This is a genomic window from Pseudomonas sp. LJDD11 (assembly GCF_024584215.1).
Classification (GTDB): Bacteria; Pseudomonadota; Gammaproteobacteria; order Pseudomonadales; family Pseudomonadaceae; genus Aquipseudomonas.
Map to the genome: position 1 here is coordinate 1 of NZ_JANJFL010000030.1, position 16,561 is coordinate 16,561.

Annotated in this window: 15 protein-coding genes; 11 read left to right on the forward strand and 4 right to left on the reverse strand. The window is 58.2% G+C overall.

What is annotated here, in order from left to right; genetic code table 11:
- A partial coding sequence (locus NRB16_RS25040; protein WP_257107200.1) for a transposase occupies nt 1-788 on the forward strand: 788 nt, incomplete at its 5' end.
- A gap of 22 nt (nt 789-810) precedes the next feature.
- Here the strand turns inward: NRB16_RS25040 and NRB16_RS25045 are convergent.
- From NRB16_RS25045 to NRB16_RS25060, 4 genes are all read right to left on the reverse strand, one after another.
- A complete protein-coding gene (locus NRB16_RS25045; RefSeq protein WP_257107201.1) occupies nt 811-1,644 on the reverse strand; it encodes an IclR family transcriptional regulator in 834 nt (277 codons plus the stop codon).
- A 16-nt stretch (nt 1,645-1,660) separates the two neighbouring features.
- Complete coding sequence (locus NRB16_RS25050; RefSeq protein WP_257107202.1) at nt 1,661-2,659, reverse strand: Gfo/Idh/MocA family protein; 999 nt, start codon at nt 2,657-2,659, stop codon at nt 1,661-1,663.
- Between the two features lie 243 nt (nt 2,660-2,902).
- Nucleotides 2,903-3,727, reverse strand: a complete 825-nt coding sequence (locus NRB16_RS25055; protein ID WP_257107203.1) for a shikimate dehydrogenase — start codon at nt 3,725-3,727, stop codon at nt 2,903-2,905.
- A 68-nt stretch (nt 3,728-3,795) separates the two neighbouring features.
- Nucleotides 3,796-5,223, reverse strand: a complete 1,428-nt coding sequence (locus tag NRB16_RS25060; protein WP_257107204.1) for an MFS transporter — start codon at nt 5,221-5,223, stop codon at nt 3,796-3,798.
- A gap of 286 nt (nt 5,224-5,509) precedes the next feature.
- Between NRB16_RS25060 and NRB16_RS25065 the strand changes: the two genes are divergently transcribed.
- The 10 genes from NRB16_RS25065 to NRB16_RS25110 all read left to right on the forward strand — a co-directional run bounded on the left by NRB16_RS25065 (nt 5,510) and on the right by NRB16_RS25110 (nt 16,559).
- Nucleotides 5,510-6,304, forward strand: a complete 795-nt coding sequence (locus tag NRB16_RS25065; protein WP_257107205.1) for an IclR family transcriptional regulator — start codon at nt 5,510-5,512, stop codon at nt 6,302-6,304.
- 5 nt (nt 6,305-6,309) lie between these two features.
- A complete protein-coding gene (locus NRB16_RS25070) occupies nt 6,310-7,089 on the forward strand; it encodes a 2-keto-4-pentenoate hydratase (RefSeq protein ID WP_257107206.1) in 780 nt (259 codons plus the stop codon).
- 3 nt (nt 7,090-7,092) lie between these two features.
- On the forward strand, nt 7,093-7,986 hold the full coding sequence (locus NRB16_RS25075) for a fumarylacetoacetate hydrolase family protein (protein WP_257107207.1): 894 nt from the start codon (nt 7,093-7,095) through the stop codon (nt 7,984-7,986).
- Between the two features lie 21 nt (nt 7,987-8,007).
- Nucleotides 8,008-8,703: a hypothetical protein gene (locus NRB16_RS25080; protein ID WP_257107208.1), complete on the forward strand. Its 696-nt coding sequence runs from the start codon at nt 8,008-8,010 to the stop codon at nt 8,701-8,703.
- 56 nt (nt 8,704-8,759) lie between these two features.
- Nucleotides 8,760-9,728, forward strand: a complete 969-nt coding sequence (locus tag NRB16_RS25085; RefSeq protein ID WP_257107209.1) for a LysR family transcriptional regulator — start codon at nt 8,760-8,762, stop codon at nt 9,726-9,728.
- Nucleotides 9,729-10,019: 291 nt separating this feature from the next.
- Nucleotides 10,020-11,561, forward strand: coding sequence for a UxaA family hydrolase (locus tag NRB16_RS25090; RefSeq protein WP_257107210.1), 1,542 nt, complete (start codon nt 10,020-10,022; stop codon nt 11,559-11,561).
- Nucleotides 11,562-11,597: 36 nt separating this feature from the next.
- A complete protein-coding gene (locus NRB16_RS25095; protein WP_257107211.1) occupies nt 11,598-13,178 on the forward strand; it encodes an aldehyde dehydrogenase (NADP(+)) in 1,581 nt (526 codons plus the stop codon).
- Between the two features lie 29 nt (nt 13,179-13,207).
- A complete protein-coding gene (locus tag NRB16_RS25100; protein ID WP_257107212.1) occupies nt 13,208-14,476 on the forward strand; it encodes a fumarylacetoacetate hydrolase family protein in 1,269 nt (422 codons plus the stop codon).
- Nucleotides 14,477-14,596: 120 nt separating this feature from the next.
- Nucleotides 14,597-15,868, forward strand: a complete 1,272-nt coding sequence (locus NRB16_RS25105; RefSeq protein WP_373568507.1) for an OprD family porin — start codon at nt 14,597-14,599, stop codon at nt 15,866-15,868.
- Nucleotides 15,869-16,076: 208 nt separating this feature from the next.
- Entirely contained in the window at nt 16,077-16,559 is a 483-nt protein-coding gene (locus NRB16_RS25110; RefSeq protein WP_257107213.1) for a c-type cytochrome, read from the forward strand.
- Nucleotides 16,560-16,561 lie beyond the last annotated feature (2 nt).

The window sequence follows — 16,561 nt, forward strand, 5'->3', positions numbered from 1 at the left end:
CTGGCACGGTGAAGAACATCACCGTGAGCCAGTCGTGTGGCAAGTGGTTCGTGAGTATCCAGACCGAACGCGAGGTCGATGAGCAGCCCACGGCGCAGGGGGCGGCAGTTGGCATCGACATGGGCATTGCCCGGTTCGCCACGCTTTCGGATGGCTCCTTCTACGCACCCCTGAACAGCTTCAAACGCCATGAAACCGCGCTGTGCAAAGCGCAGCAGGCGATGAGCCGCAAGGTCAGATTCAGCCGCAACTGGAACAAGGCGAAAGCCCGCGTCCAGCGCATTCACTCGCGCATCGGCAATGCCCGCCGCGACTACCTGCACAAGTGCTCCACCACGATCAGCCAAAACCACGCGATGGTGTGTATCGAGGACTTGCAGGTACGCAATATGTCCAGGTCGGCGGCAGGCACGGCCGAGGCACCGGGAAGAAACGTTCGGGCCAAGTCTGGCCTGAACAGGTCCATCCTCGATCAGGGCTGGTTCGAGTTCCGCCGCCAACTGGACTACAAGCTGGCGTGGCGCGGCGGCTGGCTGATTGCCGTGCCGCCGCAGAATACCAGCCGCACGTGCCCTTGTTGCGGCCATGTGTCGGCGGCCAACCGCCAGACGCAAGCGCTGTTCAGGTGCGTGGGATGTGGTTTTGAAGGCAACGCCGATGTGGTCGGGGCGATCAATGTACTAAGGGCGGGACACGCCCGGTTAGCCTGTGAAGTGAGCGCAGAGGTCATGGCGCCAGCAGCAGGAACCCACCGAAGCGACTCGGGGGCGGCTCGATGCCGCGCCTGAGCGCCGTAGGAATCTCCGGCCTTCAGGCCGGGGAGGATGTCAATGCCGTCCATAACGACCAGTGCTCGCCCACCTTGATGGCCGAGCGCTTCAGGCGTTCGATATGAGCACCCAGAGTTTCCTCTCGCATGCGTGCGATGGGGCCGGCGATGCTCAGGGTGGCGACCGGGGTCGAGTTGTCTGGTCGTGAGGGATCGAATACGGCCACCGCCACGACACACACGCCCACTTCACCTTCTTCGCGAACGACCGCGTGGCCCTCTTTGCGGATCAGGGCGATGTCATCGAAGATGTCGCGAATCGAAACGCGCGCATTGGGGCCTGCGTAGTCCCGGGTGTTTTCGATATCCCAGGCGGCGAGAATGCGCATGGCACGTTCATCGCGCATGGTGGCAAGCCATGCCTTGCCCGCCGCAGTGGTATGGGGAATGATTTTTTCGTCCAGGGCGCGTCGGTACTGCAGGCCTTTGGTGTTTTTCGTGGCTTGCAGTACCCAGGTCAGATGATCCTCTGCAACCGCCGCCAAACGAACGTGCTCACCGGTTTCAGTGGACAGATCGTCAAGCAACGGTTGCATGATACCGGCGAAGCCCGTTTCAGTGATGTAGTTCACCCCCATGCTGGGGATCATCAGTGTCAGGCGGTAATGATCGTGCTCGTTCTGGCACACATAGCCCCTTTCACGCAATGCACTCAATATGCGGTGAGCCGTGGCCATCGGGACTTGGGTCTGGTCGCTGATTTCAGACAGAGCGAGACCGCCTGGGTGCGAGAGCAGCAGTTCCAGTGTGTTGAAGTAGCGGCCGATATGTGACAATTTTTCCAATCCTCTTTGTTGCTGGCCGTAGCCAGCCATCCTTGCGCCACAAATGCTAGAGCGTGATGGGTATGCCGCCAAGACGATCTGACTCGTAGGCCGCCTCGATGACGCTCATGACTCGGTGCATCGTGGCAATTCCGGCGCCTGTGTAAGTCGTCTCACGATCAGGGGCGAGGACGTCGGTAACGAAGGTGTCGTAGTACACGTCCGAGTTCAGGCTCATGTGAAGGTCGCTGGCCTGTCCGGTGGTGTCGATCAAACGCAGGCCATCCGGGGTTGAGCGCACGTAGAACTGATCGGTCGACAATGAAAATGAGTACTCCCGTTGCTCGGGTGTATTTGCCGGGTAATTGTAACCAGTTTCGATCGTGCAGATGCAGCCGCTCTCGGTCACGAGAGTCATCATCGAGCCGATCTCTACGGCGGTCAGCTGCGGGTCGCGGTGCATCACCGCGGACACGCTGCGAATGCGTTCTCCGGAGATTTCCTGAACCAGATCGATGAAGTGAGCGGCCAGGTTGATCGTGCAGCCGCCACCCGAGCGTTTCGGTTCAAGCATCCAGGAACAGTTGTTGGTCAGGTAGCGTCCGGGCGGCCCGGCGTTGAAGCGAAACGACTGGGTTCTCCATTTGGCTTCACTTTGTAGCGCCGCTTGTTTGAGGCTGCTCAGTAACTCACTGTGCCTCCAGACCAGCGGCACCGCCACGAACAGGCCTGCAGCTTCGGCGCGTCGTTGCAGATCCTGGACTTCGTGCGGGTTGAGCCCGCAGGGCTTCTCCATGGCGAAGGGAATATTGCGCTCGATCAATGCCTTGCCTATGGCATGCAGCTCATCGTGCGGACCGAAGGCGAATACAAAATCCGCTTCCTGATTATCCAGCAGGGTTTTCCAGTGATCGTAGAGTTGTGCTCCGAAGCGTTGGGCGAGGGCAGGGCCGCGCGACCCTGTGGCGTCGGATACCGCCGTGACGGTCACATCAGGCAGACGCTCAAGGGCATCAAGATAGAGAGGGGTGTGCCAGTGGCTTACTTCCAGAAGAACGACTTTCAAGCATTCATTCCTTATAAACAGTGTGTGAAGAACTTGCCGGTCCCCATGGGATTGCTTAGCAGGCTAGCATGAGCCAGTTTCGAACGGAAGTGGATTCCGTTTTGTTGGCGGAGCCAGAGAGCGCTCACACTGAGCAGCAACTTCAACAGGTGCAAGGGGATGTGCACTGGCAGGGCAGTGCACATCGTTGGCCGTTTTGAGGGGGTGGGGCGGGGTTTAAGCGGGTCAGGTTGCACGCGATGCTTACAATCCGGCCCAATAGCGACGCTCGATATCTTCGAAACCCAGAAAGCTTAATGCCAGCAGGGCCTGGCCCAGGTGCATAGGTTGGCCATCAAGGGTCTGGCAGCCTCGCGACTGCGCTTCGAGCAGCAAGGCAGTCGGCTCGGACCGGGTGATGATATCGACCACCACCGTCGCCGGGTCCAACCGCTGTGCGTCTAGCGGCATCGGGTCGTCAGGGTTCATGCCGAGTGGGGTGGCATTGATCACGATGTCGTGACCGGCAGGGTCTGCCAGGCCTGCATACGCCGTGCACGGACCTTCTTTGGCGACTTGCTGCGCAAGCTCCAGAGCGCGGCGCGGATCCAGGTCTGAAATGGTCAGTGATCGGGCGCCAGCAGCGGCCACGGCAAACGCAATTGCCCTGCCTGAGCCGCCCGCACCGACAAGCAGAACGGATTTCCCGAGCAGCGTGACGCCATGCCGCTGCATACCCTGCACGCAGCCGGATCCGTCGAACACGGCACCCACCCAGCGCCCGTCACGTTCACAGCGCACGACGTTGATGGCGCCGACCTGGCGTGCGGTAGGGTGAAGCACGTCGACGATGTCGAGCATGCTCTGCTTGTGCGGCATGGTGACCAGGAGGCCAGCCAGGTTGCCTACCGCTCGCATGCCTCTGACAAAGTCAGCCAGGCCGCCTGTGCCTACCTGCAATGCAATACAAACGGCGTCAGACTGTGCTTCGGCAAATAGCCGGTTCAGCAACATTGGGGACTTGGCGCTCTTGATGGGATCACCAATCAATCCATAAATACGTGTGCTGCCTGTAATACGTGGATGCATATGAACCCATACAGAAAAGTCGCTGTTCAGATCAACCGAACAGCGAAGTGGTGTTGACAGGACAGGTTTCAGGAGTGTGTCGCTGACCCTGATTGGACGGCATTGACTTGCGGCTTGGCCATGGATTGTTTCTGGACCCGCTCGTATTCCTCTTTCGACATCGGGACCGCATTTGGATCACCAAGGTCCTTCAGGCGAATACGGTATGTTTCGCGGGTAGTAATAGCAGCGACCGCAGAGATGAGGCAGATACCAAACGTCAGTGCGCCGATTTTCAGAGGAATATTCTCGGTCCCTGGAGGCGCAATCGATACGAAAAGCGCCGGCAGAAACGCTGTGCAGGCCACGCCGATATTCTGACCAATCGCCATCCCGGTCACACGCACGCGTGTACGGAACAGCTCTGGAAACAGGCTTGGGAATACCCCATTAAAGCCTTGGTAAGCCACGCCCCACATCAACAGCGAGAGGATCAGCGAAAGCCACAGGTTGTGAATGCTGATCGCATAGAGGTAGGCAAACGACAAAAGCCCACCGCAAAGAACACCCACAATAACCGGAGGTCGACGGCCAATCCTGTCAGACAGCTTGCCGACAAAGGGGATCAGTATGACGGCGCACAAGTTGCCCAACACCGGTATCCACATGAACACCCCAGAAGGGAAGCCAATGCCGTAGGCGGGCTGCACTGCATAAGTTGCTCCGAAGACGGAGGCGACGATGGCAAGCACTGCAGAGAGCGCCATACCAATCACGCGTAGCACATCGCGCCAGTTCTGCGTGAGCACTTCAACCATAGGTAGTTTGTGGGTCACGGTTTGGGACTGCGCCTCAGTGAATACTGGAGCTTCATGGACTTCACGACGGATAATCCACCCGGCGACAAGCACCAGGGCGCTGAGCAGAAATGGAATTCGCCAGCCCCAGGCAGCAAACTGATCAGCGGGCATGAACTGGGCTAGCGGTAGGAAAACCGCAGCCGCCAGAAGTTGTCCGGCTTGTACGCCTTGAAGCGTAAAGCTTGCGAAATAACCTCTACGCCCGTCAGGCGCGTGTTCCAGCGTCATGGAGCTTGCACACGAGACCTCTCCCGCTACAGCAAAGCCTTGAATCAGGCGCAAGAAGATCAACAGGGCAGGCGCCCAGACACCGATCTGTGCATAGGTCGGCAGCAGGCCGATGCACACCGTTGAGAACCCCATCAAGAACATGCAATAGACCAGTACGGTCTTGCGTCCATGCCGGTCGCCCAGGTGCCCCAACACCACGGCGCCGATTGGACGAGCGATGTATCCGACGCCGAAGCTTGCCAGTGAAACGATGATTCCCACGGTTGGATTGTCTGTCGGGAAAAACAGCTGCGGGAAAAGCAAGGCCGCTGCGGTGGCATAGATGAAAAAGTCGTAGTACTCCAACGCCGAGCCGATCCAGCCGCTTGCTGCGGCCTTCTTTGACTGACGCTTGAGATGTGGATCGCCATGGGTGCTTTGACTCATGTGAAGTCTCCAATATCGTGATTTTGTTATTGTAACGATGTTCCATTTGTAATGTTGTTCCCTGGATTGGCGCCTTGTCAAGCGATATAACGGGGGTGAGATCACTCGGAGAGTGGAGAGCAACCCATGAATAAAGGTGTTGAAACCGCTCGTAATGCTCGAGGCATTTTTTGCAGGCCTCTGCGTTGACTTGTCGATCCTGGAGTGCCTACTATTGGAACCACGTTCCAGATAGAACCGAGTAACCAGAATCTATCGCTACTGATTAACAGTCGAGAAAAATCCCATGAGAGTCGTTAAAGGTGCTGTTGACCGCTGCCTGGAGGCCATCGAGCTGCTGGCCCGTGAAGCCCGCTGGATGCGAATGTCCGATATCGCGGCTGAGCTGGGTATGGAGAAAGGACCCGCCCACCGTGTGCTAGCTCAATTGGTAGAGCAAGGGTGGGCCGAGCAGGATGAAGCGACTTCCCAGTACCGCCTGACACTCAAGCTGGCGCTTCTGGGGCAAAGCTATCTCAATGGTATCGGTTTGCCCGAGCTGGTTCAGCCCATCATTGAAAACGTAGCGTCCATCTCCCACGAGCTGGTACGACTGACGGTCGTCTGTGAGAGCGGTCTTTCATGGCTCGCCTCGGCCCAGGGCGCTGCGCCAGGGTTGATGTATTCGCCAGCCATGGATCAGCCCATCAATCTCTACACCACTGCCAACGGCAAAGCCTGGCTTGCCTCGATGCCTGATGAGCAAGCCGTCGAGATTGCTATACGCAATGGCCTCGGTAAAGACCAGGGTGTCGGTAAAGGCCCAAGGGCTATCACAACCATCGAACGCTTGCTGACTGAACTGGCGGCGACCAGAGAACGTGGTTACGGACTGGTCGTGGAAGAAGCCGAGGCTGGGGTCTGGGCAATTGCGGTGCCGGTGAAATTGATCTCGTCTGGCGCCGTGGTCGGCACCATGAGCATTGCCGGACCGGTCATGCGCATGCATCCGGACCGTTACGCCGATTTGCACGCACTGCTCGACGATGCGGCGAATAAGCTCGGCACGGTTTGGCCTCGACAAGCCAGCGTGCAGGGGTAAATGCCATGCATCAGACTCAATCAGCCATTGTGCAAGCCGCTACTGAACTCGTGCGCGCGCGTCGAACGGGCCGCCGCCTGGAGGCTCTGCCCTGTGACGAGGTGTTATTGGGCCTGGAGCAAGGCTTTGAAATACAGCAACAGGTCGGCGTTCTGGCCGGCAAGACAGTGGGCGGCTGGAAATGCGCCATGCCCAAGCCAGGCAAATGGATAGTCGCACCTATATATACCGACAGCATTGTGCGCACCCCCCGATACCCCTTGGACTTCGCAACCTCTACCGTGCGAATCGAACCCGAGCTTGCCTGCGTCCTAGGGGCTGACCTGCCGGCCCGTTCGACGCCTTACACGGCCGACGACATCCTTCGCTCGATCAGTCAGGTACACCTTTCACTGGAGGTAATCGATTGCCGATATGCCGATCCGCACAAGGTGAACTTCGAGCAGCTTCTGGCCGACGGGCTTTTCAATCACGGTCTTGTATTGGGGCCTCAAGCGATTTCGCTGGACGCACGAAATCTTCCCCTTCACCTCGATGTAACCCTGAGTTACCCCGGTGTCGAGCCTGTGAGCATTTGCGGGGCTCATCCGGATCATGACCCTGTATCGCCAATCGTCTGGCTCGCCAATTTTCTTTCTGCACGTGGCATCGATCTGCGCACAGGTCAGGTTGTGATCACGGGCTCGTATGCAGGTGTTTTAGAAGTTCCCATTCACCAGCCGCTGAACATTCAGTTTGGCGAGGCAGGATCTCTGCCGGTCTTTTTCTCAACGCTTGAGGAGTAACGTATGCGTTTGGTTCGTTTTGGTCTGCCAGGACAAGAGCTGCCTGGAATTCTGGATGCTGAAGGACAAGTCAGGGACCTTTCTGGCATCGTCGATGATATTGATGCGGCGGCGCTGTCGCCTTCGAGTCTCGAGAAATTGCGCGGCGTCGATATTGAGCGCCTGCCACGGGTGCCCGCTGGAACACGCCTGGGGCCGTGCGTGGGCAGCGTTCCGAACCTGATCTGTATCGGTCTCAACTATTCTGATCACGCCGCTGAAACCAACACGCCCATACCGAGCCAGCCGGTCGTGTTCAACAAGCACACCGGGTCTATCAGCGGTGCCAACGACCCTGTGATTCTGCCGGGCGATGCGAAGAAACTCGATTGGGAAGTCGAACTGGCGATCGTCATCGGTTCACCTGCCTGGCATATCGAACAAAGCAAGGCGTTGGATCACGTTGCCGGTTATTGCCTGGCCAACGATGTCTCTGAAAGGGCCTATCAGCTTGAATACGAAGGCCAGTGGACCAAGGGTAAAAGCAGCTTTTCCTTTGCACCGCTGGGCCCTTGGCTGGTGACCCGCGATGAAATCGCCGACCCGCAGAATCTCGACCTCTGGCTCGAAGTGAACGGCAAGCGTTTCCAGAACGGTAACACCCGGACAATGATTTTCAGCGTGGCGCACATCGTCTCCTACCTGAGCCGTTTCATGCCGCTGATGCCGGGCGACGTGATCATTACCGGAACGCCGCCGGGCGTCGGGTTGGGCCAGAAGCCGCATGTATTTCTCAAGGCTGGCGACGTCATGCGCGTTGGGGGGCAAGGTCTGGGCGAGCAGTCTCAGACGGTCGTGCCCTATGTCTCGGAAATGGGCGCAGCCTGGGCTGTCGGTCGTTACCCTAACGTTGATTGATGCCTACTGGAGGAAGAACCTATGAGTTTTGCAGGAACGGGTGTCGTTGCAATCTGGCATGACCTTCTCCCCGAAGCGCGGGATGAGTTCTATGAGTGGCATAACCGTGAACACATGCCCGAACGCCTGGGGATCCCGGGCTTCCAGCGCGGACGGCGATACATTGCGCTGGATGCAGGACCTCTCTACTTCAACCTGTACGAGGCCGACTCCGTGCAGGTGTTAGGGGGCGCCGATTATCTGAATCGTCTTAATGCGCCGACGGTATGGACGCAGAAAGTCGTGCAGTCCTACCGCAATGTCGCCCGGTCGATTTGCGACGTGCACTATACCGCCGGCGTGGGTCATGGTGCTTATCTGTTGACTGTCCGTTTCGATGTCGCCGCCGAGCGCTACACGGACGTTCTGCAAGCGTTGCGTGATCGGGTTCTACCGCCGCTGGCGGATGCCCAGGGGATCACCGGCGTGCATTTCGGCACAGCCGATGAAGCCGTCAGCAAGGTTGAAACCGCAGAGAAAAAGGCCCGATCGGAGGGTACTGAAATTCCGTCCTGGGTCATCATGATCGAAGGCTGCGCCGCCGACTATGTTACCCATGCCAGAGAGCAACTGGTGGCCGAGCTTGGCACCCTGCTGGACAACCCTGCGCAGCCGCTCAGTGCCACGCTTTACCAGCTGGAATATACCCGATGCAAGACACCGGAGTGCGCGGGTTGATGAGTACTGGCCTGCGGTGATACTGCAGTTTTCCATCTGCCTGAGGCCTGTTGCCGATGACACTGGACATTATCCATTCCAACTTTTGCAACGGGATTCGCTATAAGCATCTGGTGTTGATCGACACCCTGGCGCGCACTCGAAACATGCACACCGCGGCGGCGTGCATGAACCTCAGCCAGCCAGCGTTGAGCAAGATGCTGCGAGACCTCGAGGATCTGTTCGGATTCGCTCTGTTCGAGCGCCTGACGCGCAGTATGGCGCCCACCGAGCTGGGCGACTATGTGGTGCGTTACGCCCAGCGTGTGCTGGCAGACTCGCAACAGTTCGTTGATCAGGTCAATCGCCTGCGCAAAGGCGGGCACGGCTCTATACGTGTCGGCGGAATTTTTGCTGCTACTGCATGGGTACTGCCGCAGGCCATTGCCACCATCAAGGCCCGCAGTCCATTGTTGTCGATCGAGGTGATGGAGCACTCCAGCGATCATCTGCTGACCATGCTGGAGCAGAACAGGCTCGACATCATGATTGGGCGATTCACTGAAGAACGCTTCGGCCAGATGTTCAACTACCAGCCACTTGAGCCTGAGCCTTTCAGCCTGGTGGTCAATAGCGAGCATCCTCTGAACCAACTGGCCAGCACGCCATTGTCGGCGTTGGGCGATTGGCCGTGGGTACTGTACCCGGTGGGCACGCCGATCCGTGACCGTCTGGAACAGGCATTCCGGGTGGCCGGGATTGCCACGCCCGCCGACAGTGTAGAAACCATCTCGATGCCGATGTTTTTGCAACTGCTGCAATCGGCGCCGATGATCGCCATGTTGCCGTGTTCGATGGTCGCCAGCCAACTGGCCAGCGGCCAACTCAAGGCTTTGCGCAGTCCCTTGTATCTTCCGGCGCTGGAGTATGGCGTGGTCACGCGCAAGGATGAACCACTGAGCGCTTCGGCTCGAACGTTCGTTGATATTTTGCTGGAAGGTGTCTGGATTCGGCGTGAAGAACAGAGCCTGTCAGTTCGGCGATAATTGGAACAGGAGGCAAATAAGCGGTTGCCTTCAAATAATGCCGTATTGATGACGGCGTGTTAATTGTGTCGCGTAGAAATTTAAATATCCGTGCCTGTTTTTATAGGGCAACGATTTGAAACGTCATGCGCGCACTTTTTGATTCTCATTTTAATGAAATAACGTTATCGCACGATCAAATTATATCATTGGGAAAGTTGCCTGAGAGTTCTTACAGTAGATCTGAATTAGCCTGATGCTATACGGGCAACCCAATAACAATAAGTCAGCCGCACCGCCCTGAGAGGTCCTATGCAACTGATTGCCAAATCCGGCGACCCTGCCGTTATCCGCCTCAACCCGCTGGACAACGTTCTTATCGCCCGCCAGGCCCTGCAGCAAGGGCTGCACCTGGAAGCCGAGGCGATTACCGTGCGCCAGTCGATTCCCTCAGGCCATAAAATCGCCACGGAGCGAGTTGAGCACGGACAGCCCTTGCGCCGCTATGGACAGATCATCGGTTTTGCTTCGCAGCTCATCGAGGCCGGTGACCACGTGCATGTCCACAATGTACAGATGGGTGATTTTTCCCGCGACTACGCCTTTGGCGTCGATACCCGCAGCACGCCGCGCGCCGAGGCGGTGTTCCAGGGCATCGTGCGAGCCGATGGGCGGGTTGCCACGCGCAACTATATTGGCATCCTCACCTCGGTGAATTGTTCGGCGACCGTGGCCCGTGCCGTTGCCGACCATTTTCGCCGTGATATTCATCCCGACGCATTAGCCGACTATCCAAACATCGACGGTGTGGTGGCATTGACCCATGGCGCCGGTTGCGCGGTGGACCCCTCCGGCGAGGCCCTGGGCCTGTTGCGCCGGACCTTGGGAGGATATGCCGTACACCCCAACTTCGCTGCGGTGCTGATCATTGGCCTGGGGTGTGAAACCAACCAGATCGACAGCCTGCTCGAGACTCAGGGGCTGACGGCGGGGGCGCAGTTACGCACCTTCACGATTCAAGGCACAGGCGGTACGTCGAAGACCATTGCGGCCGGCATCGAGCAGGTCAAGGCTCTACTGGCAGAGGCCAATCAGGTCGAACGTGAGCCAGTCAGTGCTCGCCACCTGGTTGTCGGCCTGCAATGTGGCGGTTCCGATGGTTACTCGGGCATCACTGCCAACCCGGCATTGGGTAACGCCGTCGACCGCCTCGTGGCGGCCGGGGGCACCGCGATTCTGTCGGAGACACCTGAAATCTATGGTGCCGAGCACCTGCTGACGCGTCGTGCGGTGAGCCGTGAGGTCGGCGAAAAGCTGATCGCCCGCATTCACTGGTGGGAAGACTACTGCCAGCGCATGAATGCCGAACTGAACAACAATCCCTCGGCCGGCAACAAGGCCGGCGGCCTCACCACGATCCTTGAAAAGTCGCTGGGCGCAGTGGCCAAGGCCGGCTCCAGCAACCTCGTCGATGTCTACCAGTACGCCGAAGCGGTCCGGGCTCAAGGCCTGGTGTTCATGGACACACCGGGCTACGACCCTGTGTCGGCCACCGGCCAGGTGGCAGGCGGCGCCAACCTGATTGCCTTCACCACCGGTCGCGGCTCGGCCTATGGCTGTGCGCCGGCGCCCTCCATCAAGCTGGCGACCAACAACCGGGTGTTCGAACACCAGGAGGAGGACATGGACGTCAACTGCGGCGGTATCGCCGATGGCTCGACCAGTATCGAAGAGCGCGGTGCGTACATCTTCGAACAGATGCTGCGCATAGCGTCCGGCGCGCGCAGCAAAAGTGAACAGCACGGCTATGGGCAGAACGAGTTCGTGCCCTGGCAGATTGGCGCAGTGACCTGACTGACAGCCCACTCCTGAATATCGAGGTATTTACTCATGCACCTTAGCGGATCCAACTTCATTGCCGGCCAGCGCAGTGCTCAAGGCCAGACCCTGGTCTACAGCATCAATGCGCATACTGGCGAGCGCCTGCCTGGCGCTTTTTACCAAGCCACACTGGGCGAAGTCGATGCTGCCGTGACGGCTGCGAGCGCGGCATTCGCGCTGTATCGCAACCTGCCGGCGACCCGTCGGGCCGAGTTTCTGGAAGCCATTGCCGACGAGCTGGACAGCCTCGGCGATGACTTCGTCACCTTGACTTGTCAGGAAACGGCGCTGCCCAGTGCGCGCATTCTTGGTGAGCGCGGGCGTACCAGTGGCCAGATGCGCCTGTTTGCCCGCGTACTGCGTCGCGGTGATTTCTACGGTGCCCGTATCGACCAGGCTTTGCCGGCACGCACACCGCTACCGCGCCCGGACCTGCGTCAATACCGCATCGGGGTCGGTCCGGTGGCGGTGTTCGGTGCCAGTAATTTCCCGTTGGCGTTTTCGACGGCCGGTGGTGATACCGCCGCTGCACTGGCTGCTGGCTGCCCGGTGGTATTCAAGGCCCACAGCGGTCATATGGCCACGGCCGAGCGGGTGGCCGAAGCATTGATCCGCGCCGCCGAGCGTACCGGCATGCCAGCCGGTGTCTTCAACATGATCTTTGGCAGCGGCGTCGGCGAGGCGTTGGTCAAGCACCCAGGCATCCAGGCCGTGGGCTTTACCGGTTCGCTGCACGGTGGCCGGGCCCTGTGCGACATGGCCGCCGCTCGCCCACAGCCGATTCCGGTGTTTGCCGAGATGTCGAGCATTAACCCGGTGCTGGTACTGCCGCAAGCCTTGGCCAATCGTGGTTCGCAAATGGCCAGGGAACTCACGGCCTCGGTTGTTCAGGGGTGTGGCCAGTTCTGTACCAACCCTGGCCTGGTGCTGGGGATTCGCTCGGCGGCCTTCAGCGCTTTTATCGAACAGTTGTCCGGAAATATGGCCGAGCAGGCGGCCCAGACCATGCTCAACCCTGGCACGCTAAACAGCTACAAAAAAGGCTTGCGGGCGTTGCAGGCACATCCTGGCATTAAGCATCTGGGTGGTGCTGCGCAACATGGCACACAGGCGCAGCCACAGTTGTTCGAGGCCGATGTCAGCCTGTTGTTGACCCAGGATGAACTGTTGCAGGAGGAAGTCTTCGGCCCTTGCACTGTGGTCGTGCAGGTTGCCGATGAAGCCGAACTGCTGCGTGCTGTCGATGCCTTGCACGGCCAGCTCACCGCCACCTTGCTGGCCGACAGCGACGACCTGAGTGCCTTCGGCCACCTGTTCGCCGCGCTGGAAGTGAAGGTCGGTCGCGTGTTGCTCAACGGCTACCCGACGGGTGTCGAGGTGAGCGATGCGATGGTCCATGGCGGTCCATATCCGGCCACCTCCGATGCGCGCGGCACCTCCGTCGGCACGCTGGCCATTGACCGCTTTCTGCGTCCGGTTTGCTATCAAAACGTCCCCGATGCCTTGCTGCCAGCGGCTTTGCAGAATGCCAACCCACTGGGTATTCAACGTTTGATCGACGGCATCCCCAGCACTGCAGCCTTGAGCTGATCCCAATAAATGACAGTAAAGGTACACCTATGACTGATCGATTGAACACCAACCCTTCGCTGAAGTTAAGCCACGACACCAGCGTGTTCGACGCTGGAAGTTGGGTAGGGCGGGTATGGCTGCCGGATCTGGGCCCGGCGGTGGTCTTTGTGAAGCACGGCGCTGTACACGATATCAGCGCTCATGCAGCGACCGTTTCGGCCCTGTTGGAAGTGGCCGACCCTGTGGCTTACCTGCATACCCTGCCGCTGGACGAGCCACTGATCGAGCTGTCAGCGTTGCTGGACAATAGCGATCCGACTCAGCGTGATCCGCGCCAGCCATGGCTGCTGGCACCCATCGACTTGCAGGCAGTGAAGGCTGCCGGTGTGACCTTTGCCACCAGCCTGCTGGAACGTGTGGTGGAAGAACAGGCCAAGGGCGACCCCGCCAAAGCCGATGCTGTGCGTCACTCACTGGTCAGCCGCATCGGCGCAGACCTGTCACAGATCGTACCGGGATCAGCCCAGGCTGAAGCGCTGCGCAAGGTGCTGGTAGAGCAGGGGTTGTGGTCCCAGTACCTGGAAGTCGGCATTGGCCCGGACGCCGAGGTGTTCACCAAAGCCCAGCCGCTGTCGGCGGTGGGTTACGGGGCTGACATTGGTATACATCCCAAGTCGAGCTGGAATAACCCTGAGCCGGAAGTGGTGCTGGCAGTGTCGAGCGATGGCCTTATAAAGGGCGCCATGCTTGGTAATGACGTAAACCTGCGCGACTTCGAAGGCCGTAGCGCCTTGCTGTTGTCAAAGGCGAAGGATAACAACGCGTCCACCGCGTTAGGCCCTCTGCTGCGCTTGTTCGATGAAAGCTTCTGCCTGGACGATGTACGCAGCGCGGAGGTGGATCTCAGGGTTGAAGGGGAGGATGGTTTCGTTCTCTGCGGCCGCAGCTCCATGCGCAAGATCAGCCGCGACCCGCAGGACCTGGTGCAGCAAACCATCAACGAGAATCATCAGTACCCGGACGGATTGGTACTGTTTCTCGGTACTCTGTTCGCCCCCAATCAGGATCGCGACCAGCCCGGCAACGGCTTTACCCATAAGCCAGGCGATGTAGTGAGCATCAGTAACTCACTGCTGGGTAACCTGTGTAACCGTGTGACCACCAGCGACCTGGCACCGCGGTGGGAGTTTGGTTTGCGCTCACTTATCGACAGCCTCGGCCGGCGTGGTTTGCTGGACGTTGCAGCTACCGCACGCCAGCCCGGCTCATCCCGGACTCAGGGGGTTGTGGGTACGGGCGATTCTGGAACTGTTTAAACACTCGTTGTTTCAGGGGCACGAGTCAATTTATTGAAACGTTTGTTCTGAATCTCATTCGTGAGTTTTCAGCCGGCTTGGCTGTGCTCATAAAAACTGTCTGTGATGGAAATAATAACAATGAAAATCCGTGCATTCGATACTGTTTACAATCACTCATCGCTGTTCTTTGTGTTGCCATTACTCGGCACGGCAATGGGCGTGCAGGCCGCTGACACTGGCTTTATCGAAGACTCTACTGCGATGCTGACGCTGCGTAATTTTTATATCAATCGAAACTTCGTTAGTGATTCAGCCGCTCAAAGTAAAGCCGAGGAGTGGAGCCAGGCGTTCATTCTGAATTACACGTCAGGCTTCACGCAGGGGACCGTGGGTTTTGGTGCCGACGCTATTGGTATGTACGCCATAAAGCTCGATGGCGGGCGTGGTACGCGCGGAACACAACTGCTACCCGTGCATGACGATGGTCGCCCGGCGGATGATTACGGCCGCTTGGCCATTGCGGGCAAGGCACGAATCTCTGCTACTGAGTTCAAGGTTGGCGAGTGGATGCCGAACCTGCCGATCCTGCGCTCGGATGACGGTCGATCGTTACCTCAAACGTTCCAGGGCGCACAGATTACCTCTCGCGAAATCGAGAATGTGACCCTGTATGGCGGGCAATTTCGTGGCAACAGTCCGCGAAATGACGCCAGCATGGAAGACATGTTCTTTGCCCAGAAACCGGGGGGCAGGACGGACCGGTTCAACTTTGTCGGCGGCGAATATACGTTCAATGACAAACGTACCCTGCTTGGCCTCTGGAGCGCTGAGCTCAAAGATATATACCGCCAGCAACTGTTACAGCTCACTCACAGTCAGCCTGTAGGCGACTGGGTACTCGGTGTCAACGCAGGATGGTTCATCGGTAAGGATGAAGGACGTTCCCTGAGTGGAGACCTTGATAACCGTACCGGGTACGGATTGTTCTCAGCCAGGCTCGGCGGACATACCTTCTATGTCGGGTTACAAAAGGTATCGGGTCAGGACGGCTGGATGAAAGTCAACGGTACGTCGGGTGGCTCGCTGGGCAATGACAGTTACAATTCAAGCTACGAGAATGCCAATGAGCGATCCTGGCAACTGCGGCATGACTACAACTTCGCAGCATTGGGCGTACCAGGTCTGACCCTCATGAACCGTTACATCAAGGGCACCGATGTCCATGTCGGTACCGTGACTGACGCCAGTGAGTGGGGGCGTGAGAGTGAGCTTGCTTATGCTTTTCAGTCCGGCCCGTTCAAGAACCTGAACATCAAATGGCGTAATTCGACACTGCGTCGTGATTGGGGGACTAATACGCGCTTCAACGAGAACCGATTGATCGTCAATTATCCACTTTCGATTTTCTGAAAATAAACGGGTTGCATCGTCGAAACGGCAGGCCATTCGGGGAGGCCTGCCGATTGAGTGGCTTTGGCTTGTCCAGTGGTGTCTGTGTGCCAGTGAAAGTTACGCCAGCAAGGATGATGGCGCTTGTATTAAGTTGCTGAGAAAAGAAAGATAAAAATAGAGCCACAAAAATCCGCTGTCGATCCTTATCAGAAGGCTTGAGTTGCTGGTGCGCGCCACTGATTCTCAAATAAATTCTAATTGTCGGATTACCGGTTACGAGGTTCGAACTCTGCTTGCGATTGCCAACTACCTGAAGGATCAGAAGACAGATCTACAGCGTCCGCAGCCATTGGACGCAAAAGATCCGCGTATGGTGGCCGGCAAGGCTACCTATGCTGATAACTGCTCGGCGTGTCACATGAGTAACGGAGAGGGAGTTGCCAGGCTTTTCCCATCCCTGAAAAACTCCGGGTCGGTATTGGCTGAAGACCCTACGACCATTCTTCGGGTTGTCCTGCGTGGTACTCAGGCGGTGGCAACAGATGCAGCGCCGACAGGCCCGGCAATGCCACCCTTTGGTTGGCGTCTTGATGATACCCAGATTGCAGCATTGGCTACGTATCTGAGAAATACGTGGGGTAATGCGGCGGGACAAGTATCGAAAGATCAGGTGAAAACCCAGCGCGCTGAGCTAGCTTCTCAACCTTAATG

What these genes read in the sequence shown, in the direction of transcription:
- NRB16_RS25065 (WP_257107205.1), top strand. Translation starts at nt 5,510, where the DNA reads ATGAGAGTCGTTAAAGGTGCTGTTGACCGCTGCCTGGAGGCCATCGAG.
- NRB16_RS25070 (WP_257107206.1), top strand. Translation starts at nt 6,310, where the DNA reads ATGCATCAGACTCAATCAGCCATTGTGCAAGCCGCTACTGAACTCGTG.
- NRB16_RS25045 (WP_257107201.1), bottom strand. Translation starts at nt 1,644, where the DNA reads ATGGCTGGCTACGGCCAGCAACAAAGAGGATTGGAAAAATTGTCACAT.
- NRB16_RS25105 (WP_373568507.1), top strand. Translation starts at nt 14,597, where the DNA reads ATGAAAATCCGTGCATTCGATACTGTTTACAATCACTCATCGCTGTTC.
- NRB16_RS25055 (WP_257107203.1), bottom strand. Translation starts at nt 3,727, where the DNA reads ATGCATCCACGTATTACAGGCAGCACACGTATTTATGGATTGATTGGT.
- NRB16_RS25095 (WP_257107211.1), top strand. Translation starts at nt 11,598, where the DNA reads ATGCACCTTAGCGGATCCAACTTCATTGCCGGCCAGCGCAGTGCTCAA.
- NRB16_RS25080 (WP_257107208.1), top strand. Translation starts at nt 8,008, where the DNA reads ATGAGTTTTGCAGGAACGGGTGTCGTTGCAATCTGGCATGACCTTCTC.
- NRB16_RS25090 (WP_257107210.1), top strand. Translation starts at nt 10,020, where the DNA reads ATGCAACTGATTGCCAAATCCGGCGACCCTGCCGTTATCCGCCTCAAC.
- NRB16_RS25085 (WP_257107209.1), top strand. Translation starts at nt 8,760, where the DNA reads ATGACACTGGACATTATCCATTCCAACTTTTGCAACGGGATTCGCTAT.
- NRB16_RS25100 (WP_257107212.1), top strand. Translation starts at nt 13,208, where the DNA reads ATGACTGATCGATTGAACACCAACCCTTCGCTGAAGTTAAGCCACGAC.
- NRB16_RS25075 (WP_257107207.1), top strand. Translation starts at nt 7,093, where the DNA reads ATGCGTTTGGTTCGTTTTGGTCTGCCAGGACAAGAGCTGCCTGGAATT.
- NRB16_RS25060 (WP_257107204.1), bottom strand. Translation starts at nt 5,223, where the DNA reads ATGAGTCAAAGCACCCATGGCGATCCACATCTCAAGCGTCAGTCAAAG.